The organism is Herpetosiphon sp. NSE202 (assembly GCF_042688385.1).
Lineage (GTDB): Bacteria > Chloroflexota > Chloroflexia > Chloroflexales > Herpetosiphonaceae > Herpetosiphon.
Window position 1 is genome coordinate 72,754 of sequence record NZ_JBHUPY010000006.1, and the last position, 22,411, is coordinate 95,164.

Sequence of the window (22,411 nt, forward strand, 5' to 3'; positions counted from 1 at the left end):
TCAATCCTCTATCCATCAATCCGCGCATAGGCGCGCACCGGAAATGTGCCAAATTGCTTGATTTTTACGGGCACTGCCGAAAAACGAAAGCCAGCATTTGGCAGTTGCTCAAGCTGGCAAAGATGCTCAACAATCGGAATATTGTTGCCCAACAAAATCGTATGCACTGGCCGTCTGCCATCGGCGGTATCATCAATATTGTATGAATCGATGCCAACAAGCGTGACTTGCGCCTCCACCAAAAACTCAGCTGCCGCCGCTGTTAAGTATGGATGGCCCTCGAAATATTGGTCGGTGCGCCAATGTTGCGCCCAATTGGTGTTGACCAACACCGCCTTGCCTTTGAGCTCAAGCCCAGCAAATGCCGAAGCCTCGATTGCCCGCCCATGAGCCAGCTCATGGCGAATCAGCACACCCTCAAGTTCGGCAATTTGGGTTAATGTTAATTCGGCTAAATCCTTGCCATCAGCAAAGCGATGAAACGGGCTATCAATGTAGGTTCCGGTATTGGCAACCAACTCAATTTTGCCAATATGAAACTCGGTGCCTTCGGCGTAGATGTTACGCGAGGCCTCGCGGCTCAGAAAATCGCAAATAATTGGGGCTGGCAGGCCCTTGTAGGTTATCATGCCAGCTTCAACAGTGTGGCTCAGATCGATAAATTGTGACATAGGTCGATCCTTGTAGTAAGTAGGGTTGGCTGAGTATAGCATAGGTGAACGATGGCGCTTCAGACGAGTTTAAATTGCTGGAAACATCATGCCCGTTGGGCGCTACAAACCCTCGCAAGCTTGCCACAGGGTGAGCAAACAAGCTTGTTGGCAGGCTTGCAAAAAATCGGCAATTCCCAAATGGATCTCTATCTTGGTGAGTTAACTCCAGCGCTCATCAACAGCCAAGTGCTGGCCCAACTCAACCAACAAAGCATTGAAACTGAAGTCGAATATGCAGCATGGCTGGCAAGCAATGACCACTATCAACTATTAACTTTGAGCGATAGTTCAAATTGGGTGTTACGCTGGGGCGATGCTGCTGAGCAGCGTGTGCATTTGCACCCAGCCCGCTACAGCCCGCTGAGTGTGCGCGTGCGTGCGCCAGTCTTGCGCTCGGCCTATGCGCTGTTGCTCTGGCACCATTGGTATGGTGGAAATTTACATAATCTTGAATTGGTGAATAAGGTACGCGCAACCTGGCTACAACTTAGCCCAATTGCCAAACTCCCGCCAAGCGATGGCTTAGGAGGATTATTAGCCATCTTGCAACCGCTAACCGTGCTATAGCTTCAGCAACCAGCCCAAAGCTGGATTTATAAAATTTTATTAAGAAAATGCTTGACATTGAGGCTGGGCCTATGCTAAGGTGCTAATAAGTAATTTCAATGAAATTACGAAGCAGCAAGCCGACTCCAAAGTTGTAGGAGGATCAGTGTATGGCACGTTGGCGTTTTGCAATGATAAGTATTGTTTGTTTGCTCTTTTTGGTATTCAATCTTCAGGCGCGGCAGGTTCCGGCGGCGCGGGCAGCGAGCTTGCCCAACGGCTTTAAGAGTATTGGCTATATGCCCTCGTGGGCAGGCGATGTGAATAGCATCCAATACAGCAAAATCACCCATATCAATTATGCATTTTTGTTGGCCAACGCCGATGGTAGCTTGCGCAGTTTGGATAACCCAGGCAAATTGCAATCAATGGTGACCTTGGCCCACAACAACAATGTTAAGGTCTTTATTTCGGTTGGCGGCTGGAGCGGCAGTTCGGTTGATGCTACGTTTGAGGCTTTGGGTGCTAGTCCAACCGCACGTACAAACTTCATCAATAACATGGTCAATTTCGTCAATCAATATAATCTTGATGGGGTTGATATTGATTGGGAATATCCCAAGGCCTCGTCTGCTGGCAATTATTCGGCCTTGATGAGTGGCTTATCGACCGCAATGCATAGCCGAGGCAAATTGCTGACCGCCGCCGTGGTTTCCGATGGTTCTGCTGCCGATGGCGTGGCCGCCGATGTGTTTGGCTATGTCGATTGGCTGAACATTATGGCCTACGATGGCGGCGAGCCGCATGCCAACTACGATTGGTCGATCAATAGCTTGAATTTTTGGCTCAATCGCGGCTTGCCTGCCTCGAAAGCTGTGCTTGGCGTGCCATTCTATGCGCGGCCTGGCGAAAGCTTCACCTATGCCCAAGCGGTTGCCGCCAACCGCGATAACGCCAACCGCGATTGCGCGACGGTCAATGGCGTGTATGGTTGCTACAACGGCCAGCCCACGATTCGGCGCAAAACCCAATATTTGCTTACGCACGCTGCTGGAATTATGTATTGGGAAATGTCGCAAGATACCAAAGACAGTACATCGCTGGTAAGCACCATCTACGACACGGTGATGGGCAATAGTGGCCCGACCGCCACGCCAACTCCAAATCCAAATGGCACGAATATCGCTCGTGGCCGCAACGCTACGGCCTCATCGACCGAAGCCAGCAGCTATGGCGCAAGTTTGGCGGTCGATGGCAATAGTTCAACCCGCTGGTCGAGCGCATGGAGCAATCCCCAATGGTTGCAGGTTGATTTTGGCAGCAGCTATACCTTGAGTCGGGTGATTCTCAATTGGGAAGCAGCCTATGCCCGCAGCTATCAGGTGCAGGTTTCCAACGATGCCAACAATTGGCAAACGATCTATAGCACCAGCAGTGGCGATGGCGGCAACGACAACTTGAGCCTCAATGGAACTGGACGCTATCTGCGGGTGTATACCACTTCCAAAGCCACCGAATGGGGCGTTTCGTTGTTCGAGTTGGAAGCCTATGGCTCACCAGCCAATGGCCCAACCGCCACGCCACGGCCAAATCCAACCGCAACTAGCGTGCCGAATCCAACCGCGACCCCACGGCCAAATCCAACCGCCACGCCAACCACTGGCACGCCTGCTTGGCAACCCAACACAGCCTATGCAGCTGGCGCAAAAGTCAGTTATGCAGGCAAAAACTATACCTGTTTGCAAGCCCATACCTCGCTGGTCGGCTGGGAGCCAGCCAATGTGCCAGCGCTCTGGCAAGTTCAATAAATAAGCTAATTACAGCAAGACGGGGCAAAAATTGCCCCGTTTTTTGTTGCGGATCGAGATCTGCTATACTTTTGCGAGCAGGATTCTTTTTTAGCTAGGTCGTTGATGGTGTATCGATTGGAAATATTTGGGCGTTCGAGCGATGCCAGTTGTGGCTATGGCTGAGGCCCGCGCATGCCTTCGTTGAAGGTAGCAACCAATGTTGCGCTCTCATTGGAGCGTTTGGTTGGCGCGCAAGTAAGCGTCAACTATTATGATCTTGATGATGCGGCGGTACAAGCACAGCACGCCAACCAACTTGAGTATTTTGCTGAAGAAGGCTGGCCCTACCCAATTGCCTTGTTCGAGGATGAGGTGTTGTTTGTTGGGGGCTTGCAGCCACTTAAACTGCTGGCTGCGGTTGTCGAACAACTCCGTCGGCGAGGAGTCAACCTTAGTCAATAATTGTGATCTAATACCGACTTGTTGCGCCGAATATTCACATTTGTGTGTTAGGTATGTGCTATACTCCTTGCAACCTGGTTAGTTGGAAGGATGTTGCCATGCCGCGAATTTTTGACAATATTGACTTGGCTTTGGTTTCAGCCTTACGTGACACATTGGCACTTGCTCAACGGGCCGATTTTTGTGTTGGCTATTTCAATCTACGAGGCTGGCGACAAATTGATGCTGTACTTGATAGTTGGGCCGGTGGTGAACATAATTGTTGCCGCGTCTTAGTCGGCATGCAACCAGCTCCCGCAGATGTGCTGCGAACTGGATTAAGCCTAACCCCCGAACCTCCCGTCGATCAATCCAAGGTATTACAATTAAAACAACGGGTTGCCAGCGATTTTCGCCAACAATTAATGCTTGGGTCGCCAACAAACGCCGATGAGCAAGGTTTGCGGCGATTAAGCCACCAATTGAAAACGGGCAAAGTCGTGATCAAGGTTTTTTTGCGTTATCCGCTGCATGCCAAAGTGTATTTGCTGCATCGCAATGACCCAATTAACCCCATTGTGGGCTACCTTGGCAGTAGCAATTTGACCTTGGCTGGCTTAGTCAAACAGGGTGAATTGAATATTGATGTTCTCGATGCTGATGCCTGTATTAAGCTTGATCATTGGTTTGCTGAGCGTTGGGACGATCGTTGGTGCTTGGATATTTCGGCGGAACTGGCTGCAATTATCGATGAGAGTTGGGCCCGCGAGCAACCACTTAAGCCCTATCACTTGTATCTCAAGATGGTTTACCACCTTTCCCAAGAGGCACGGGCTGGCCTAGCCGAGTTTTCGCTTCCTCCAGAGTTACAGCAGCAATTGTTTGATTTCCAAGTAGCTGCTGTCAAGATTGCTGCTCGGCACTTGAAACAGCGTGGCGGCGTGATTATCGGCGATGTGGTGGGCTTAGGCAAAACCATGATGGCTACGGCGCTGGCGCGCATGTTTGAAGATTCATATGGGTTTAGCACGCTGATTGTTTGCCCCAAACATTTGGAGACAATGTGGCAGCACTATGTCGATACCTATGGGCTTCGGGCCAAGATTTTGCCGCTCAGCCGCGTTTCAGAACAGACAATGCAGCAAATTCCTGCGCGCTTCCGCTTGGTGCTGATTGATGAAAGCCATAATTTACGCAATCGCGAGGGTAAACGCTATAAAGCCTTGCAAACCTATATTGCCCAAAGTGATAGCAAATGTATTTTGCTTTCGGCCACACCCTACAATAAAAGTTACCTCGATTTATCCGCCCAGCTGCGTTTGTTTATTGGCGAAGATACCAATTTGGGCTTGCGGCCTGAGCGGATAATTCGCGAGCTGGGTGAGCTGGCGTTTCGCCGCGAATTTGCTGGTTCGTTTAGTTCGTTGGCCGCCTTTGAAAAAAGTAGCTATCCCGATGATTGGCGCGAGTTAATGCGGCGCTATTTAGTGCGCCGTACCCGCTCATTTATTAAGGCGAATTATGCAGCGACCGATGCTTCAGGCCGTCGCTGTTTGCGCTTTGCCGATGGCCGAATTTCCTACTTTCCCGAGCGCATTCCACGCACGCTGCGTTTTGCTGTCCATGATGATGACCCCAACGATTCATATGCCAAGATGATGGCTAGTTCGGTGGTTGATACAATTACCAACCTAACCTTGCCGCGCTATCGGCTCGGTTCGTATCTCAAGCAGCAAGGTGTTACGCTTGTTGCCGATGAACTTGACTTGATCGAACGGCTCAAACGGGCACGTTTACGCTTGGTCGGTTTTTGTCGAACTAATTTGTTTAAGCGTTTGGAAAGCGGTGGCCCTGCTTTTTTACAATCGCTTGAACGGCATATTTTGCGCAATTTTATTGTCTTGCATGCGCTCGAACAGCGTGAACCGCTACCCTTGGGAACTCAAGCCATGGATATTCTTGGCTCTCCTAGTGATGCAGATGTTGATCTTTCGACGTTGCCAAGCTACGATGACGAGTTCCAAACGCCTGCGGAAACTGCTGAACCTCGCTTGTGGTCGGAGCAGCATTTTCGGGCTTTGGCCAAACAACGCTACGCTGAGTATCGCACCCGCTATCATTCACGCTTCAAATGGATTCGTTCACAGTTGTTTAATCGCCAGTTGCAGGCCGATTTGCAGGACGATTCGCAGGCTTTGATTGCAGTGTTGCAGGCGTGTGGCGCATGGAATAGCGCTCATGATGCGAAGTTGGCAGCGCTGATTGATTTGGTTCAGCAGCAACATCCCGATCAAAAGCTCTTAATTTTTACCCAATTTGCCGATACAGTGGCCTATTTGCTTGACCAACTCCAAGCCCATGGCGTGCGCGCAGTGGCCGGGGTTGTTGGTGGTTCGCCAGCGACAACCAGCATTGTCAACCGATTTAGCCCCCGCAGCAATGGCATGGCCGGACGGATTGAGCCTGCTGATGAGATACGCGTTTTGGTGGCAACCGATGTTTTGAGCGAAGGCCAAAATTTGCAAGATGCGCATATTATTGTCAATTACGATTTACCCTGGGCAATTATTCGCTTGATTCAGCGGGCTGGCCGGGTTGATCGGATTGGGCAACAAGCTGATACGATTGCCTGCTACTCGTTTCTGCCTGCCGATGGCGTTGAACGAATTATTGGGTTGCGTTCACGGGTTCGGCAGCGTTTGCGCCAAAATGCTGAAGTGGTTGGTACCGATGAAGCATTTTTTGAAGATGATGATAATGATAGTCTCTTGCACGATTTGTATAGCGAAAATGCTGCTGTGCTGGAAGATGAGGCTGATACTGACGTTGATTTGGTATCGTATGCCTACCAGATTTGGAAAAACGCCACCGATGCCGACCCGAAATTGAGCCAGATTATTCCCAATTTGCCCGATGTGATCTATTCAACCCGCCAGCATCAAGCATTGAATGGCTCACCCAACGGGGTTTTGATCTATATGCGCTCGGCTGAGGGCAATGATTCGCTGGCTTGGATTAATCAACAAGCAACCAGCGTCACTCAATCGCAGTTGGCAATCTTGCAGGCTGCTGCCTGCCACCCCGATACTCCGGCGCTTGAGCGTCACCCTCAGCATCACGAGTTGGTGCAAGCAGGGATTGAGTATCTGGTGCGCGAGGAGCAACACGCAAGCGGTGGCTTGGGCCGTTCAAGTAGTGCCCGCTTTCGCACCTATGAGCAACTGAAGCATTATTACGATTCAGTGCGCGGTACGTTGTTTGAAGCGCCGGAATTGGCACGGGCAATTGATGAGATTTATCGCTTTCCATTGCGCCAAACTGCAACCGATACCCTCAATCGCCAATTACGCGCTGGCATTCGCGATCAGGCCTTAGCCGAATTGGTGCTGGCACTGCGCGATGAAAATCGCCTGTGTATTATCGATGAAAATGATGAGACCGACGAGCCACGCTTGATTTGTTCGCTTGGTTTGTTTTAGTGAGGAACACCGATGACTTCGACTCCAACGCTTCCGCGCCTCCGTCAATTGCTTGATGCGTTCGATTTTCAACGCTTGTTTGTCGAAGAATTAAGTTGGGATAACCTACAGCAATATCCGCTTGCATATAGCATTCAGGGGACGGAGCTCAACCTCACGCCAATTGCCCAAAAACGGGGTGTGCAAGTATGGCGCTGTGCTCCTGCTGCCGATGGGCGGATTCCCAATGCAGCAACCAGAATTCGCTTGAGCAGTGAACTTACCAAGGATGTTGCTGAGCATTTGTTGGTGTTTGTCGATGCTGCCCAGCGCGACCAAGTTTGGCTGTGGGTTCGCCGCGAACATGGTGTTTCACGCCCCCGTCATTTTACCAACCGCGAGGATATTGCTTCACGCTTGCGCGGTTTGTTTATTGCGCTCGAAGAAGAAGCTGGCTTAGGTGTCGTCGGCGTGACTAGCAAGGTCAAAAAGGCCTTTGATGTTGAAACGGTAACTAAAAAATTCTACGATGTGTTTAAAAAGAAGCACGATGAGTTTGTGAATAGCATCGCTGGGATTAACGAGCAATCAGATCGTGAATGGTATGGCTCGTTGATGCTGAATCGGTTGATGTTTTTGTATTTTATTCAGCGCAAGGGTTTTTTGGCGGGCGATGAGCATTATTTGAATAATCGCTTAAAACAGCTTCAAACCAACTATCCAGCAGATGCCAACTCGTTTTATGCTTTTTATCGCCAGTTTTTGTTGCGTTTGTTTCACGAAGGCTTAAACCAACGCCAACGTTCGCCTGAATTAACTGCCTTGATTGGCGATGTGCCCTATTTGAATGGCGGTTTGTTTGATTTGCATGAGCTGGAGCAAAACAATCCAGCAATTGCTATTCCTGACCACGCATTTAGTACGCTCTTCGATTTCTTCGATCAGTATCAGTGGCAGCTCGATGACCGCGAGGGCAAAGTTGCCAACGAGATTAACCCCGATGTGCTGGGCTATATCTTCGAGAAATATATTAACCAAAAGCAGATGGGTGCGTACTATACCAAAGAGGATATTACCGAGTATATTAGCAAAAATACAATTATTCCGTTTATGTTTGACCATGCGGCGCGAACGTATCCTGCTGGCTTTGCGCCAAATAGCCCAATCTGGCAGTTGCTTAGTGCCAATCCTCAGCGCTATATCTACCCAGCAGTCTTGAAGGGCGTAGAGCTGCCATTGCCGCCGGAAATTGAGGCTGGCATTGCCAACATCGCCGCGCGCGATGGCTGGAATCGACCTGCTGCTGAAGCCTATGCGTTGCCAACCGAAACTTGGCGCGAACATGTGGCACGTCGCCAGCGCTGCCAAGCTATCCAAGCCCAATTGCAAGCTGGCGACGTTACGACAATTAATGAGCTGATCACGCTGAATTTGAATATCCGCCAATTTGCCGCCGATGTAATTGGCTATGTGGCCGACCCCGCTAGCTTGCAAGCACTTTTCGCAGCGATTCGTGCGGTGACTGTGCTCGACCCAACTTGTGGCTCTGGCGCATTTTTGTTTGCCGCCTTGAATATTTTAGAGCCATTGTATGCTGGCTGTCTCGAACGGATTCAAGGCTTGGTTGACGACCAAACGAGCCTTGTGCCAGCAGATTTGCACGAGGTGCTAGCAGAATCAAATAATCGTCAACACCATCCCAATCAGCGGTATTTTGTGCTCAAACAAATTATGCTGAAAAATTTGTATGGCGTGGATATTATGGACGAGGCGGTGGAAATTTGTAAGCTGCGGCTGTTTTTGAAGCTGGTGGCTCACGTTGATCGTGATCCTAAAAAGCCAAATCAAGGCTTAGAACCGCTGCCCGACATCGATTTTAATATTCGGGCTGGCAACACCTTGGTTGGCTTTGCCAGCGAGGCCGAGGTACTTGATTTATTGCAGCAGAAGTTCGATGTCTTCAATATGAGCGCCAAGATTCACGCTAGCGCCCAGCAAACCAGCACTGCCTATCGCAGCTTTCGCGAGCAGCAAAGCCGCTACGATGTTGATGGCTCGGCCTTGGCCAACGAGAAGGCTGCGCTGCGTAAGCATCTAGCCGACTTGAACCAGCAGCTTGATCAGTATTTGGCCCAAGAGTATGGCGTGCAACCAGCACATAGCGCTGCCTTTGAGCGTTGGCGCGCAACTCACAAGCCCTTTCACTGGTTTGTTGAGTTCTATGAGATTATCGAAGGCCACGGCGGCTTCGATGTGATTATTGGTAATCCACCTTACATTGAATATAGCAAGGTCAAAAAAGATTATACGATTCGCGGCTATCAAACTGAGAGTTGCGGAAATTTATATGCTTTTACAATGGAACGATCGATTAATTTGCTATCAAAGCATGGATTTAAAGGATTGATTATTCCGATTAGTGCTTTTGGTACTAATCGTATGAGATCCCTTCAAGAAGTAACCATTACTAAATCTGAAAATGTATGGCAATCAAGCTATGGCATTAGACCGTCAAAATTATTTGATGGTGCAGAACAAAGATTAACCATATTATTAATGAAGAAAAAATATAGTAAGAAAGATTGTGAAATATTCTCAACAAAATATTACAGATGGAATCATGAAGAAAGAGATTTTTTACTACAAAATCTTATATATCAAAATATAACTGAATTTAGTTCAGAATTAGGATATACCAAAATATCTACAGAAATAGAAAAAAGTATACTTAAGAAGATGCCTAAATCAAGATTAGGTGTTAATTTATCAGAAAATGGCGATAATAAGATATACTGGCATAGAATACCTGGTTATTTCATTAAATCTTTAGACTTTATTCCATATTTTTATAGTGATAGAGACGGAGAGAAAAAATCTGAAGATTATAAGGTAATAAATATTTTAAACGAAGACCATAAAGATTTTATTTTATTACTAATTAATTCAACATTATTCTATTGGTTTTGGTTTTCTATATCTGATGGATATCATTGTGGTAAACATGAGTTATTGGAATTTAGATTTGATAGTAATTTAATTGATATAAATAATAAGGAGTATATTAAATCTTTAAGTTATAAATTAATGGAAGATATTAAAATAAATTCATATCGTCGCGTGAGAAAACAAAAGTTTACAAATGTGATCTACGATGAATTCTATCTTTCAAAATCCAAGCCAATCATTGACGAGATAGATCGGCTATTGGCGCAGCACTATGGGTTTAGCGATGAAGAACTTGATTACATCATCAACTACGACATCAAATATCGCATGGGCAAAGATGCTGGCGATGAGGAGTAAGCAGCAAAGGAGCAGACGATGTTTCGCGATCATGCATATTATATGGAACAGATGCTCTACGACTTTCTTGGTCAAGAACCAGAGTTGTACTCAAAGCATGGCGATCGCATGCACGCGCTGGTTGGTAATGCAACAATGAGCTTTAATCACGAACGTGAGCAAGCGGAATATACCATGTTTGTTGCTGGGACAAAATGGATTATTGCTCGGCCCTATGACCTAGTTTGGCGTATTTATGAACCTGATGGCACATTCCATGAAATTGGTACCGGCAAATTGTGGCTGTTTATGGAACGCTTGATCAAGTTCTATAAACAGCAGCAACGCGCACAGCAACGCCAACGAAGCAAGCAACAAGCCACGCCAAGCGTGCCAAAAGCTGTGCAAACCGCAATGGATCTTGACCTTGAGTAAGAGGAAAAGACACCAATGACCCGTTATTTTACTCACTACTGGACGAATACAACATGGGAAGAGGCTCGCTCCCAAGCAGGAGCACCGATTGGCTATCTCTTTAGTAATTTTTTTCGAACCAAATCAATTCAAGCTGGCGATGAAATATATGTCGTAACCAACATTCGTGGCAACATCTATTTGCTAGGAAAGCATGTCGTCGGCCAAATCGGCGATCGTGAATCGATTCGCCGCTTGCTGGGCTGGGCTGCTGATGAAATGGTCGACGATACCGATCATTCAAGTGCTAGTCATGCTACAGCGATGGATTTTGATCGCATGATTCCGCTTGAGATTGCCAAAAAATTGCAATTTTGGAGTGGTCGAAGGAATAGTCGAATTCGCAGTAATCTCGCTTTTAAAACGCCAACGATAATCGATCAACAAACATTACCCCAAGTCCGAGAATTGACCGCAGAATCAGCTGCATTGCTCGATGACTATCTTCAGCCACTGATTGAGCTTGATTGAACGGGGAATAAGCATAATCTCTCGTTAGTGCAAGGATTTGTATGAAGGCCAAAGAAACCAGTCTTTTCAATTTTCTTGATGGCACCAAACAATTTGTCATCCCAATTTATCAACGGACATATAGCTGGACAATCGCCCAATGCGAACAATTGTGGAATGATATTGAACGTTTGGCCAATAATCCAGCGATTCCTGGCCACTTTATTGGTTCGGTGGTGTATGTTGAAGGCAGCATGTATAGCTCGACCGTCGTTCCCCAGCTCTTGGTGATTGACGGTCAACAGCGACTCTCGACCTTATCGTTATTGATTGCTGCTTTAGGCAAGGCAATTGAAGAGCGGGTGCATGAAACTGTCAGCATTACTCGGCGCAAATTGCGCAATTATTATCTGCGTAACGACGATGAAGATGGCGATTTGGCCTACAAACTGTTGCTAACCCAGAGCGACAAGCCCAGTCTCATGGCGGTAGTTGACGATAAGCCCTTGAGCGATGACAGTTCACAGCGAATTCGCGAAAATTACGCCTATTTTGTGGAGCAATTGCGCCAAGCGCCCAATCTTCAGCCAATTTTCTCGGGCTTGCAACGCTTGATCATTGTTGATATTTCGCTGGAGCGGGGCAAAGATAACCCGCAACTGATTTTTGAAAGCCTTAATTCAACAGGCCTCAAACTGACCCAAGCCGATTTGATTCGTAACTATATTTTGATGGGCCAGCAACCGGAAGTCCAAACCCAACTGTACCAGCAACATTGGTTTCCGATGGAGCAACGTTTTGGTCATGCTGAATATGCAGGGCGCTTTAATCGCTTTATGCGCGATTACCTGACGATTAAACTTGGCTACATTCCCAACATCGACGATGTATACGATGAATTTAAGCGCCTGATTAACAGCAATCAACTGAGTATTCAACAAGTTATTGCCGAAATCGACGAATACTCGCAATATTTTGTGCAACTGAGCTTCGAGCGGAGCGATGATCCAGCCTTAGTCGCGGCGATACATGATATTCACACCCTAAAAGTGGATGTGGCTTTTCCCTTTTTGATGGAATGTTTGCGTTTTTATGCCCGACACCACATAAATCGTAACGAACTGCTGACCTTGTTTCGCATGGTCGAGAGCTATGTTTTTCGGCGGGCGATCTGTGGTATTTCGACGAATTCGCTTAACAAAATTTTTGCCATGTTGATGCGCGATATGAGCAACGAAAGCCTGCTAGCGCGCTATGAATTAACTGCGCAATCGTCGTTAATTGAGCAACTAGCGGCAGTATTTGTCGATAAAGATGCTTCGCGGCGCTTTCCAACCGATGAAGAATTTCAGCGCGAGTTGCTGAGCAAAGATATTAATAATTTTCGTAATCGTAATTATTTGCTCTACCGACTCGAAGCTGGCGTTGGTGGAATTCCTCGCCAAGATGGGGCGACGCTGAACATTATTCCGCGCAACAGCCCGCTTTCTGCCGAATGGCAAGCAGAGTTGGGCGAGGATTGGGCGAATATTCAAATTCGCTACCTTGATCGGCTGAGTAATCTTACGTTGGTGAGTCAAGGCTTGATTGATGATGAAGCTAGTTTTGGCCAAAAACGCGATCATGCTGATGGTTTTGCTGCCAATCCAAGCCCACTTAACAACGATTTGCGCCATATGGATGGCTGGGATGAGCATTTGATTGAAGCGCGGGCAGAAAATTTAGCCAAACTTGCGTGTGAGGTTTGGCCATATCCCAATCAAGTTCAGGTTATTCAACGGAATCTTAAAGATCGCCGTTCAGCTAACGAAACCGCGCTTCAATCAGAATACCTGCTTGGCGAGGTTGGCGATCTCTATCGCGAGTTTCGGCGGCGCGTGCTGAATCTCGATACCGCTATTCGTGAAGAACCACTGCGTTTATACATTGCCTTTAAACTTGATACCAATATTGTTGATGTTGTGCCGCAGCGGCGTGGCTTGCGCCTATCGCTAAACATGCCCTTTGCCGAAATCAATGATCCGTTGGGGCTATGTAAAGATGTTTCGAATGTAGGGCGCTGGGGTAACGGCGATGTTGAGGTCTTGCTGCTCAAAATGAGCGAGCTTGACCAGATTATCGATCTGGTGCGACAAGCCTTGGATTATCACCGCGACGCGTAGTTTGCTATAAGGATAGATCGATGGCAATTAAACTGACTGACCTAAGCTTGCGCACGATTGATTCAATCACCAAGCGCACAAACCCTTATACCTTCACGATTGATCAAATTTCGCCCTATGCGATTTATAGCAGCTTGCGGAAGCTGGGCATGCCCAATGGTCAAGTGCCTAACCAAAGCAGCCAGTGGTGCTATGAGGTACGGCTACCACAAGCCCTATTAAGTATTTACGAATGGAAACTGTATGGCTGTTTAGTGGATATTTACCCTGATGATCAACAAGCGGCCAGTGCGGAGTCAATCTTTCGCGAACTGCAAAACTTATTTATGCACTTAGCAAATCAAGAGAAAAGTAGTCGCAGTCAAAAAGCCAAAGCGAGTGCTTATCTGCTTTTGCAAAACCCCTATCAGCTGTATTTAGAAAGTGCTGAAGCGTTGTTACGTGAGGCTGAACAGATTAACGATCAGCATGTTCAACACACCTTTTGTCGCTCGGCCTTTTTTCTTTTACTTTCCTCATTTGAAGGCTTGCTCAATTTAGTCTTTGAAATGTATAGTCGTCCTGAGGCACGCGCCAATGAAGCTGCTTACAAACGAACTATAAGCATGCCACTCGATCAAAAAATTCTGTTTGCGCCGATGCTATGCATGTGTTTCACTGGCCATAGCATCGATTTTCCTGGCGATACCCTACAACGCTATACAGCGATTCGGCAATTGCGGAATAACTTTATTCATGCCAACATGACCGATGAAATGCGCACAGTGATTATTCATGAAGATGGTTATAGCTTTTTGATCGAACCGCCCCAAACGAATAAACAATACAATTTGCCATTGGTAATTTCGGGCCTTCGGCTTGAGCATCTGCACTTTACCAAAACAGCAATTATTGATATGAAGAACGCGTTGCTTGAGGCAATGACCCCGCATTTACGCCATGATTTTGCTCAAGCGTTGAAAAAAGATGCAATTATTGTTGAGCGAACTGCAACGCACTATAAAATTCACAAACAGCTCTAATGTAACGTGGGAGTGCTAGGTCAAATTTGTTTTGGCCTAGCTGCTATTTGTACTGGTTCATTAGGTTGGCAACCATGTCCCCTCACCCCCCAACCTTACAAGGGTAGGTTTTGAGCGATTGGTCGGCGGTGGAGCGTTCCCTCACCCCCCAACCCCCTCTCCCACGAAAACGCGGGCGAGGGGGAGAGCTCGTTTTCACCACCAATCATGCTAAACCCACACAACCAAAAGCCCCTCGCCCGCGCCGTGGGAGAGGGGTTGGGGTGAGGGGATCAGGCGGTGGTTAACCTGATGTATCAGTACAGCTATTGCTTGCGCATCCAGCACGAATCGCGAATAACCAAGCTGGTTGGCACTGTGTGCAGCAATTGCGCCGATTCGCGATTTTGCAGCATATCGATTAAGAGCCGCACACCCAACGAACCCATCGCCCGAATCGATTGATCAATGGTTGTTAGGCGTGGCGTGGTTTGCATGGTTTCGGGAATATTATCAAAGCCAATCACTGAGAGATCTTGTGGCACGTTGAGGCCTAGTTCTTGGGCGGCTTCAAGCACGCCGATTGCAGTGCGGTCGTTGGCGGCAAAAATGGCGCTTGGCGGATTGGGCTGGTTCATGAGATGATAGGTTGCTGCTTTGCCGCATGCCGAAGTAAAATCACCGTCGCAAATTAAGGCGGCATCAAATTCGATGCCAGCTTTGTGCAGCCCAGCTTTGTAGCCTTCAAAGCGTTGCAGCGCGCTCCATGCCGTGGGATGGCCTTGAACAAAGCCAATGCGGCGATGACCAAGACTGGCCAAATAATCAACAGCTTGGATTGCCCCTTCGTGATTGGTTGCTACAACCGATGGCACTTCTGCGCCCGCACCATGGGGATCGATCACCACAATATTGGCATTTTGTTGGAAGGTTGGGGCCGAGGGCGAAACGATAATACAGCCGTCGGTCAAGCCACTGCTCAACAACGCCACGTGCTCACGCTCCCAAGAGGCCCGTTTGTTGCGGGTTGGGCTGCCACTGGTATAAATCAATAAATCGTAGCCAGAATTTTCGATTGCTGCGCCAACCCCTTTGATGACCTCGTGGTAATAGACCTCAATCAGCTCAGGCACCAACAATCCAAGCACATTGGTTGTGCGGCTGCGCATGCTTTTGGCGGCTAAACTAGCGGTGTAGTTCAGGTCGTCAATTACTTGGCGCACTTTTTTGTAGGTTTCTGGCGAAACATCAGCTTTGTTGTTGAGCACTCGCGATGCTGTGCTGACCGAAACGCCTGCCGCTTTGGCAACATCGTGAATGGTGATTGTTGATTGTTTTGAGCGCACAGCACTACCTCTTGCTAGTCATGAAACGGGCTGGAAACGATACCGGAAACGCGATCATCATAACAGGTTGACCATGAATGTCAATTAAGCGTTTGATCCCCGAAGGACACGAAGCACACGAAGGGCAGAAACCGTGAAGAACGCGAAGAGCGCGAAGGATGGGGAATCAGAAGCAACAGCAATAATCCACAACCCAAATATTTGGGGGTGCTGGGGGCTGAAAACCCCCGGCGTTTCCCTCCAGCGGAGGGACGGAAGGGAGGAGAAAATAGAAGTAGTTAAAAGCTTCTAGTATTCTCATTGCTAGCCATTTGTGCTAGACTCTAACTGTACTGATTCATTGCGTTAACAACGATTCCCCCCTCACCCCCTACCCCCCTCTCCCGCCCGCGAGCGAGGGGGAACCGCTGAATTCAGTGCTCCCCTCGCCCGCATTCAGTGGGAGAGGGGCTGGGGGTGAGGGGACACGGTATCCAATCCAATGAGCTAGTACATCTAACTCATATGTTTTGATTGAGGAGATTAACCATGACCTCGCTCAATGCCTTCAAAAACTCCACGTTAAGCCTGTTGCTCGCCAGAATGTTGAACGCAGCCAGTTTTGGCCTTGCGCTGATACTGGCCTATCCGAGCAGCCAAATCAACCAGCTCTATGGCGTGCTTGGTTTGCTGGCGGCGATTGGCATGCTTTGGCTGACCACGCGCTTAACCAAAAATCCAGCTGATTATCAAACTCGCTGGGTCTATTTGCACGCCGCACTTGTGCTTGGCCTGCTCGTGCTTGGCTTTAGCTTGGGCTTTTCGAGCCTGCAATTGTTTGGCGCGACGCTGATTTGGCTGGTTGTTGGCTTGCTTGATGGAGCTTTTCGGCTGCGTAAGCAGCGCTAAAGCTTCAACATCTTCTCTGCATCGTGCTAGAATGAAGCTAGATTAACCCTAGTTTGAGGATCGTTCTATGCCACGCTGGCGCGAAATTGTCCAAGTTGATGCCTTCGCTCGGGTTCCGTTCACTGGTAATGCAGCGGCGGTGTTGCTCGATACTGCTGGGCTTGATCCGGTAGTTATGCAACGCTTGGCCCGCGAGATGAATGTTTCCGAGACGGCGTTTGTGCTGCCAAGTAGCCAAGCCGATTTGCAATTGCGTTGGTTTACGCCAACCGTCGAGGTGCCGTTGTGCGGCCATGCCACGGTCGCTGCGTGCCATGCCCTGGCCGAACGCGGCCATTTGGTGATCCCTGGTCAGTATACGATTGAAACTGCCGCAGGCATTTTGGCGGTCGAGCTGCAAGCAAGCGAAACCTCTGCTTGTAAAGTGTGGCTCGACATTCCTGTGCCCGAATTCGAGCCGCTCGATGTGCAAATTGTGGCCTTGGCTGCCGCGCTGGGCTTGGATGAATCCGATATTCGTAGCGATATTCCGCCAACCCGTGGCGGTGAATATGGTTATATTGGTTGTCATAATCTGGCGAATCTTTTGGCGATTAAGCCCAATATGAATGATGTACGTTTCCTCTGTCAGAGCCATCAACTAAGCGCATTAACCCTGTACTGCTTGGAAGGGCTGGATGCTGAGAGCGCGGTGCATGTGCGCTTTTTCGGGCCACTCATTGGCATTGACGAAGACCCCGTAACTGGCTCGGCTCAAGGTCCACTTGGCGCATTGTTGGTTGGGGTTGGGCTTATTGCCCAAGCAGATGGCAGCAATGTGGTGCAGTATCGCGCTGAGCAAGGCGATGCCATGGGCCGGCCTGGGCGGGTCGAGGTTGCTGTGGAGTTCGATCAAGACGCGCAAGTGATGAGTTCGCGAATTGGCGGCGAGGCCTTGACGATTCTGCGCGGCCATGTTTTAGCGTAGGTAACCGATTGTGGAATATCAATTTCCCTGCGTCAGCGATTGTGTTTCGCGCGCGGAAGGGGTTTATATTGCGCCCCAAGCCTTGGTTTGTGGTGCGGTCGAATTAGCCAGCGACGTGAGTGTTTGGCCGATGACGGTTATTCGCGGCGATAAAGGCCTGATTCGCATCGGCGCACGCTGTAATATTCAAGATGGCTCAATTTTGCATGCCGACCCCGATGCCTGGCTAACAATTGGCGCAGGCGTGAGCATTGGCCATGGCGCAATTGTCCATGGCTGTACCGTTGGCGATGATGTGCTGATTGGCATGGGCGCGGTGATTTTGAACCATGCCCAGATTGGCGCTGGCTCGCTGATTGGTGCGCGTGCCTTGGTTACCGAAGGCATGATTGTGCCGCCTAATTCGCTCGTTTTGGGCATTCCTGGCAAAATTCGCCCGCTTGATGCCGCTCATCTTGAGCGCATTCGGCGCACTGCCGAAAACTATGTTGCGCTTAAAAACGCCTATCTTGAAGCTGCCACCAAGGTTTGATCCACGAAGTGCACGAAGGGAGAAGAATGGAAACCGCGAAGAGCGCGAAGAACGCGAAGTTTTGATCCACGAAGCGCACGAAGGATGGGAACCAGCAGTAACAGTAACAATCCACAGAACAAATATTAGGGGGTGCAGGGGGATGAAAACCCCCGGCGTTTCCCGCCTTGAGGCGGGACGGAAGGGTGGAGAAATACGGTTGAGAGAACAGTTGTTAGGGATCAGGGATCAGAATTGAGTAACCACGAAGGGGAATTGGCTATAGGCTTTTGGCTATGGGAAGCATGAACGAGTTTGGCAAAGACGTTGGGCATTATACCCGCAACCGATCCCCAGCCCCTGACCCCTAACCCCTCGCACAATTCCATTGCTGGGGCAACTCGTGGTCGCAAACAGCACAGAAAAACCACTGTTCTTTGATTAAGTTGAGCATAGCACACGCTGGGCAGCGCCGAAACTCATAGCTGGTTGTCCAAGCGCCAGCATGCGGCAAGCCGATTGAATCGAGCACCTGCTGAACGACAGCCCACGAAGCTGGCTCAGGGCAATAGCCAGTCGATTGATTGGTTAATTCGCAGCCAACGAGGCACTTTGCTTCAACGCTAAATGTGATCTCGCCAGCGGCCAGCACCGCCGCACCACGGGCACAGACCACATGCTCAGAGCGTTGATCGGCCAGCCACAGCTGCGCCGCTTGATCGATGATAAACGTCGCGGTTAGTTGCTGGTGCTTGCCTGAACCGAGATGCTGCGCTGCAATCCATGCTTCCGCATCAGCCCGCTGGCGAATCTGGTTGCGGCTTGGCAATGGATTGGGCATGTGGCTCAGCTCCGCAGGGCCACAATACTGATAGCTGCGTGTCATGCTGGAATCCTCTCGTTCTGCCAAAGCCCCTCGCCCCTCATAGGTTTTGAGATCCCCCACCGTTCGCGAGCGAGGGGATTAATCTCGTGGTTTCGCCATGAATCATTGATTATCCACAGAGTGCTCCCCTCGCCCGCGTTTAGTGGGAGAGGGGCTGAGGGTGAGGGCATGGTTGGCCAATCTTACTCCATATCATCATCCTCGAACGAATCTTCGTCGTCGCCATCGGTTGTTTGAGGAGCGAAAACAAACAGGGCTGCGGCTGCAACCAGCTCATCAGGGTCGGCCTTATATTCGGCCAGCCGTTGATGATCGGCAGGATGCCAGCCAAGCTCTTTCGTTTTGAAAATAAACGCTGCTAAGCCGATCCGGCGTAAATAGGGATCGCTGGATGGATAGAAGAACGTTTCTAGTTGATCAGGTTGGCGGAGCCAAATAGTATTTTGAACATAATGGAGTTCGTCGAGCACTGCCCGAAAATTATCAACATGCAATAATTGCTTTTGGCTCAACTGTTGCACAAAATCGAACCATGCTTGCTCGGTATAGCAGCGTGCAGCCAATTGAATTTGCAATTGAGTGGTTAAGCGATCGCTGGCCAATTCGGCCACAATTGCGCGCCCCAAAGGGAAGAAGCTTGGTTGGATTTCGAGCAGCGGCGTAAGATGTTCAACAAATCGATAGAGAAAAAAGCGTTTTGCCAGAAAGCGGCGCACAATCGCGGCAACAACCTCAATATCGCTAATTCCATAGAGTTGGACGAGCGATATAATGCAATCTTCGAGTAAATCTTGGCTATCGCTCGCAATGATTGCGATGATTGGTTGGACTAGTAGCCGATCAGGGTCAGGAATCAAACTAAGCGCCATCAGCGCATCTCCGCGAACAGCTCCATCAGGATGTTCCAATAACCCCGCCACGAGTTTGAGATAGCGTTGCTGAATTGCTGGTGGTTGGTTTTTGACCCAAATATCGGTCAAGCTATCGACCACATTTGGATCGTCATGCTGACCAATGCTTGCCAAGATTTGCCAGGTTTCTGGGTGCTCAAGATAGTTGCTCAGCGCATGGACGAGGGCAATCCGCACGTCATTATGCAGCTCAAGCTCGTTCCAGCGCAATAATTCTTGGTAGGCAACCTGATTTTTGAGGTCGCCAATCAGCCGCACGGTTTCTTTGGTAACGGTTACTCTGTCACTTGGCACATTGCGCAGAATATCCAAAGCTTGGTTGGTTGGCATACGCACTAAGATTCGCCGTAAAGCATAAATCGCCACGCGGGCGCGGCCATCATCCAACGCTTCGAGCAGCGTTGGCACGCCATCATTGGTTTCGCGGCGGCTTAATGCTTCGAGTGCTTTATCGCGCAAGACCTCAATTGGGGCGTTAAGCTGCGCCAACTCGATCAAGCGGGTTGGGGTAACTTCGCTGAGGTAGACTAGGCGTTGCGCATAATCAATCAAGGTTGGGTGTTGCAGATCAGGATTATGGGTTTGCTCAATCAGAGTTTGGGCAAATAGCTGTTGTTGCTTGGTGGTCCAGCGCTCAAAGCCGTGCTGAATGGGCAAAATATACGCAGCATCGCCCGTGCTGAATTTGCCTTCGTAGGCTTGGGCGGGCAAAAATGGCGTGAGCAAGTCTTGACGTTTGCTCTGCACAAAGTTCAAAATCAGCCTTTGGGTAATCCAGCTTGGGTCGTTGGCAAGCAGCTGTGGCACAAGTTGGTTAAAATGAGGGCGAGCGTAGCTGTGGAGTGCATCCAAAGCTCGTTTTGCTGCCCAATGCAACTGTTCGTTGGCGATTTGCTCAAGCATGGCAATTAATTCGGGCACATCCTTGATTGAGCGCCCAATAAAATAGACAATGCTGAGAATATCTTCAATTTGTTGGGCGCGTTGCCAGGTGCGCATAATTGGCAAAAGCACGGCGCACAAGGCTTGGGCCTCGGCGGCATTCAGCTCGCCGCCATAGCTCTGGACAAACAGTTTGCCACGCTCGCGGCTCATTTGGCCAATTAATGCCATACTGGCCTCTGGATGCACCGCAAGTAATTTGCTGAGCCAGCGTTGTAAGAGCTGAATGCTCGTATCGGAGCAATCGCGGGCATTTAAGCTCGCGCGCATAATCTGCTCGATGCTGGCGAGGTGTTGGGCTTGCCACCGTCGTGCTGGCAGATCGCTTAAGGCTGTCAGCATTTTGACCCGCACCGGATCTTGCTCGTTACGTCGATCGTTAACCAAATCCAAGACAGTTTGGGCATATTCTGGCTGATAGCGCACAATCTTGATTAACGAAGCGATTGCTTCACCCCGCCACACAGCTTCGCTATTCTTGAGCGCTGGTTGCACGATTTCCCATGCCTCATCCCATGGCAAATAGGCGGCATGCTGAATTTTAAAAATAGGGAACATTTCCACATGTGGCAGGTGTTGCGTGCGTCGCACTTCATGCTGGCGTTCGTTGCTTGGCAGCGCTTGCCATACACGATCTTCAAGCAACAATCTGTCATCGTACCATTTGCGATGCTGGGCTGCATACAAAGCTGAGCGATAGCTAATCGGTGTTTTTTGCAGCCATTTAGCTCGTTTTGGTAGTAGATTCAGCTCGGCCAGCCGTAAAACTTGCTCTAAGCGCAGTTTGCTGACCAAGTTGCCCCAATCAAGATCTACTTTTTGTTGCTGCTGAATCATCAGGTCGGCAATCGCTTGGGGGCGCTGATAGGCTAGGGCTTGGAGTGGCAAGGAATTGAGTTCCAACTGATGATCGAGCGCTGTTTGCACCAATCCGAGCGCCAGATCTGGCTGGCGCATGGCTAATTTTGGCAGCGCAATGCTCAAAACTGCCTGTTTTTGTTGAATACTCTGGGCTGATTGCTGCAAAAACGTATTCAATGATGCAACGCATGCAAGCGGCTTGAAGCGGGCCAGTTGGCCCCATTCACGTGGGCTAAACCGCTGAATAATTGACGCTTGCTGCTGATTGTAATACTGTTGCGAACCAAATAGTGCATACTGCGCCAATTGCGCTGGCTCTAGAGTTGCCAAAAAATCATCAATTAATGCAAATCGACCTTGTTTGGCCAATAATTTGAGTGCTTTTCGCCAGAATGGGGCGGCTAATTGGCCCAAACTGGCTGCTACATCAGCATCAGTGCCATACACACCCATTAAATTAATTGCTAACCGAACTAACGATTGAGCAGGATCGCTGATAAACCTTCCAATCAGGCTGCTATCGTGGCTGCCATAGCAACTCCACAAGGCCAAACGGCGTTGGTAAATGCTTGGGCTTTGGGCCAATTGCTCGATTAATTGGCCGCTTTGAGGATCGTTGGTTGCTTGTTGGCCAAGTGCAACCATGCGTTTAATCCGTTGGTTATCACTTAATTGCTCGAACTCAGCCAGCAGTTGATCACGATTCATCAACACACTCTCCATGCTAATTAACTCGCGCTAGGGGCTATCTGCTGATAGCATACGAGTAGTTAACAAATTCT

At 49.1% G+C, this 22,411-nt stretch carries 16 protein-coding genes; 12 read left to right on the forward strand and 4 right to left on the reverse strand.

What is annotated here, in order from left to right; translation table 11 throughout:
* Nucleotides 1–8 precede the first annotated feature (8 nt).
* Entirely contained in the window at nt 9–671 is a 663-nt protein-coding gene (locus tag ACFMKP_RS08270) for a cyclase family protein (RefSeq protein WP_382290807.1), read from the reverse strand.
* 51 nt (nt 672–722) lie between these two features.
* On the opposite strand from ACFMKP_RS08270, the gene ACFMKP_RS08275 reads away from it, so the two are divergent.
* The 9 genes from ACFMKP_RS08275 to ACFMKP_RS08315 all read left to right on the forward strand — a co-directional run bounded on the left by ACFMKP_RS08275 (nt 723) and on the right by ACFMKP_RS08315 (nt 14,338).
* Nucleotides 723–1,280, forward strand: coding sequence for a hypothetical protein (locus tag ACFMKP_RS08275; protein WP_382290809.1), 558 nt, complete (start codon nt 723–725; stop codon nt 1,278–1,280).
* A gap of 149 nt (nt 1,281–1,429) precedes the next feature.
* Nucleotides 1,430–3,067, forward strand: coding sequence for a glycosyl hydrolase family 18 protein (locus ACFMKP_RS08280; RefSeq protein ID WP_382290811.1), 1,638 nt, complete (start codon nt 1,430–1,432; stop codon nt 3,065–3,067).
* Between the two features lie 174 nt (nt 3,068–3,241).
* Nucleotides 3,242–3,511 (forward strand): hypothetical protein, encoded by a 270-nt coding sequence (locus ACFMKP_RS08285; RefSeq protein WP_382290814.1) that lies wholly within the window; start codon nt 3,242–3,244, stop codon nt 3,509–3,511.
* Nucleotides 3,512–3,609: 98 nt separating this feature from the next.
* A complete protein-coding gene (locus ACFMKP_RS08290) occupies nt 3,610–6,969 on the forward strand; it encodes a helicase-related protein (RefSeq protein ID WP_382290817.1) in 3,360 nt (1,119 codons plus the stop codon).
* Between the two features lie 12 nt (nt 6,970–6,981).
* Nucleotides 6,982–10,251 carry an Eco57I restriction-modification methylase domain-containing protein gene (locus ACFMKP_RS08295; protein ID WP_382290819.1) on the forward strand — a complete coding sequence of 1,090 codons (3,270 nt, stop codon included), beginning with the start codon at nt 6,982–6,984 and terminating at the stop codon, nt 10,249–10,251.
* Between the two features lie 18 nt (nt 10,252–10,269).
* Nucleotides 10,270–10,665: a hypothetical protein gene (locus ACFMKP_RS08300; protein WP_382290821.1), complete on the forward strand. Its 396-nt coding sequence runs from the start codon at nt 10,270–10,272 to the stop codon at nt 10,663–10,665.
* Between the two features lie 15 nt (nt 10,666–10,680).
* Entirely contained in the window at nt 10,681–11,175 is a 495-nt protein-coding gene (locus ACFMKP_RS08305; RefSeq protein ID WP_382290824.1) for a hypothetical protein, read from the forward strand.
* A gap of 41 nt (nt 11,176–11,216) precedes the next feature.
* Entirely contained in the window at nt 11,217–13,316 is a 2,100-nt protein-coding gene (locus tag ACFMKP_RS08310) for a DUF262 domain-containing protein (RefSeq protein ID WP_382290826.1), read from the forward strand.
* A gap of 20 nt (nt 13,317–13,336) precedes the next feature.
* Entirely contained in the window at nt 13,337–14,338 is a 1,002-nt protein-coding gene (locus ACFMKP_RS08315) for a hypothetical protein (protein WP_382290829.1), read from the forward strand.
* A 305-nt stretch (nt 14,339–14,643) separates the two neighbouring features.
* Here ACFMKP_RS08315 and ACFMKP_RS08320 read toward each other — a convergent pair whose 3' ends face one another.
* On the reverse strand, nt 14,644–15,663 hold the full coding sequence (locus tag ACFMKP_RS08320; RefSeq protein ID WP_382290831.1) for a LacI family DNA-binding transcriptional regulator: 1,020 nt from the start codon (nt 15,661–15,663) through the stop codon (nt 14,644–14,646).
* Nucleotides 15,664–16,191: 528 nt separating this feature from the next.
* Between ACFMKP_RS08320 and ACFMKP_RS08325 the strand changes: the two genes are divergently transcribed.
* The 3 genes from ACFMKP_RS08325 (at nt 16,192) to ACFMKP_RS08335 (ending at nt 18,050) form a co-directional block, all read left to right on the forward strand.
* The gene (locus ACFMKP_RS08325) at nt 16,192–16,551 is read left to right on the forward strand and encodes a hypothetical protein (protein ID WP_382290834.1); all 360 of its coding nucleotides are present in this window, start codon (nt 16,192–16,194) and stop codon (nt 16,549–16,551) included.
* Between the two features lie 67 nt (nt 16,552–16,618).
* Nucleotides 16,619–17,518: a PhzF family phenazine biosynthesis protein gene (locus tag ACFMKP_RS08330; RefSeq protein ID WP_382290836.1), complete on the forward strand. Its 900-nt coding sequence runs from the start codon at nt 16,619–16,621 to the stop codon at nt 17,516–17,518.
* A 10-nt stretch (nt 17,519–17,528) separates the two neighbouring features.
* Nucleotides 17,529–18,050 (forward strand): gamma carbonic anhydrase family protein, encoded by a 522-nt coding sequence (locus ACFMKP_RS08335; protein ID WP_382290839.1) that lies wholly within the window; start codon nt 17,529–17,531, stop codon nt 18,048–18,050.
* A gap of 346 nt (nt 18,051–18,396) precedes the next feature.
* Here ACFMKP_RS08335 and ACFMKP_RS08340 read toward each other — a convergent pair whose 3' ends face one another.
* Together ACFMKP_RS08340 and ACFMKP_RS08345 are read right to left on the reverse strand one after the other, a co-directional pair.
* Nucleotides 18,397–18,915: a hypothetical protein gene (locus ACFMKP_RS08340; protein ID WP_382290841.1), complete on the reverse strand. Its 519-nt coding sequence runs from the start codon at nt 18,913–18,915 to the stop codon at nt 18,397–18,399.
* A 182-nt stretch (nt 18,916–19,097) separates the two neighbouring features.
* The gene (locus ACFMKP_RS08345) at nt 19,098–22,337 is read right to left on the reverse strand and encodes a HEAT repeat domain-containing protein (protein WP_382290843.1); all 3,240 of its coding nucleotides are present in this window, start codon (nt 22,335–22,337) and stop codon (nt 19,098–19,100) included.
* Nucleotides 22,338–22,411 lie beyond the last annotated feature (74 nt).

Coding starts and splice junctions, on each gene's coding strand:
- ACFMKP_RS08270 (WP_382290807.1), bottom strand. CDS start 671: ATGTCACAATTTATCGATCTGAGCCACACTGTTGAAGCTGGCATGATA.
- ACFMKP_RS08275 (WP_382290809.1), top strand. CDS start 723: ATGGCGCTTCAGACGAGTTTAAATTGCTGGAAACATCATGCCCGTTGG.
- ACFMKP_RS08280 (WP_382290811.1), top strand. CDS start 1,430: ATGGCACGTTGGCGTTTTGCAATGATAAGTATTGTTTGTTTGCTCTTT.
- ACFMKP_RS08285 (WP_382290814.1), top strand. CDS start 3,242: ATGCCTTCGTTGAAGGTAGCAACCAATGTTGCGCTCTCATTGGAGCGT.
- ACFMKP_RS08290 (WP_382290817.1), top strand. CDS start 3,610: ATGCCGCGAATTTTTGACAATATTGACTTGGCTTTGGTTTCAGCCTTA.
- ACFMKP_RS08295 (WP_382290819.1), top strand. CDS start 6,982: ATGACTTCGACTCCAACGCTTCCGCGCCTCCGTCAATTGCTTGATGCG.
- ACFMKP_RS08300 (WP_382290821.1), top strand. CDS start 10,270: ATGTTTCGCGATCATGCATATTATATGGAACAGATGCTCTACGACTTT.
- ACFMKP_RS08305 (WP_382290824.1), top strand. CDS start 10,681: ATGACCCGTTATTTTACTCACTACTGGACGAATACAACATGGGAAGAG.
- ACFMKP_RS08310 (WP_382290826.1), top strand. CDS start 11,217: ATGAAGGCCAAAGAAACCAGTCTTTTCAATTTTCTTGATGGCACCAAA.
- ACFMKP_RS08315 (WP_382290829.1), top strand. CDS start 13,337: ATGGCAATTAAACTGACTGACCTAAGCTTGCGCACGATTGATTCAATC.
- ACFMKP_RS08325 (WP_382290834.1), top strand. CDS start 16,192: ATGACCTCGCTCAATGCCTTCAAAAACTCCACGTTAAGCCTGTTGCTC.
- ACFMKP_RS08330 (WP_382290836.1), top strand. CDS start 16,619: ATGCCACGCTGGCGCGAAATTGTCCAAGTTGATGCCTTCGCTCGGGTT.
- ACFMKP_RS08340 (WP_382290841.1), bottom strand. CDS start 18,915: ATGACACGCAGCTATCAGTATTGTGGCCCTGCGGAGCTGAGCCACATG.
- ACFMKP_RS08345 (WP_382290843.1), bottom strand. CDS start 22,337: ATGAATCGTGATCAACTGCTGGCTGAGTTCGAGCAATTAAGTGATAAC.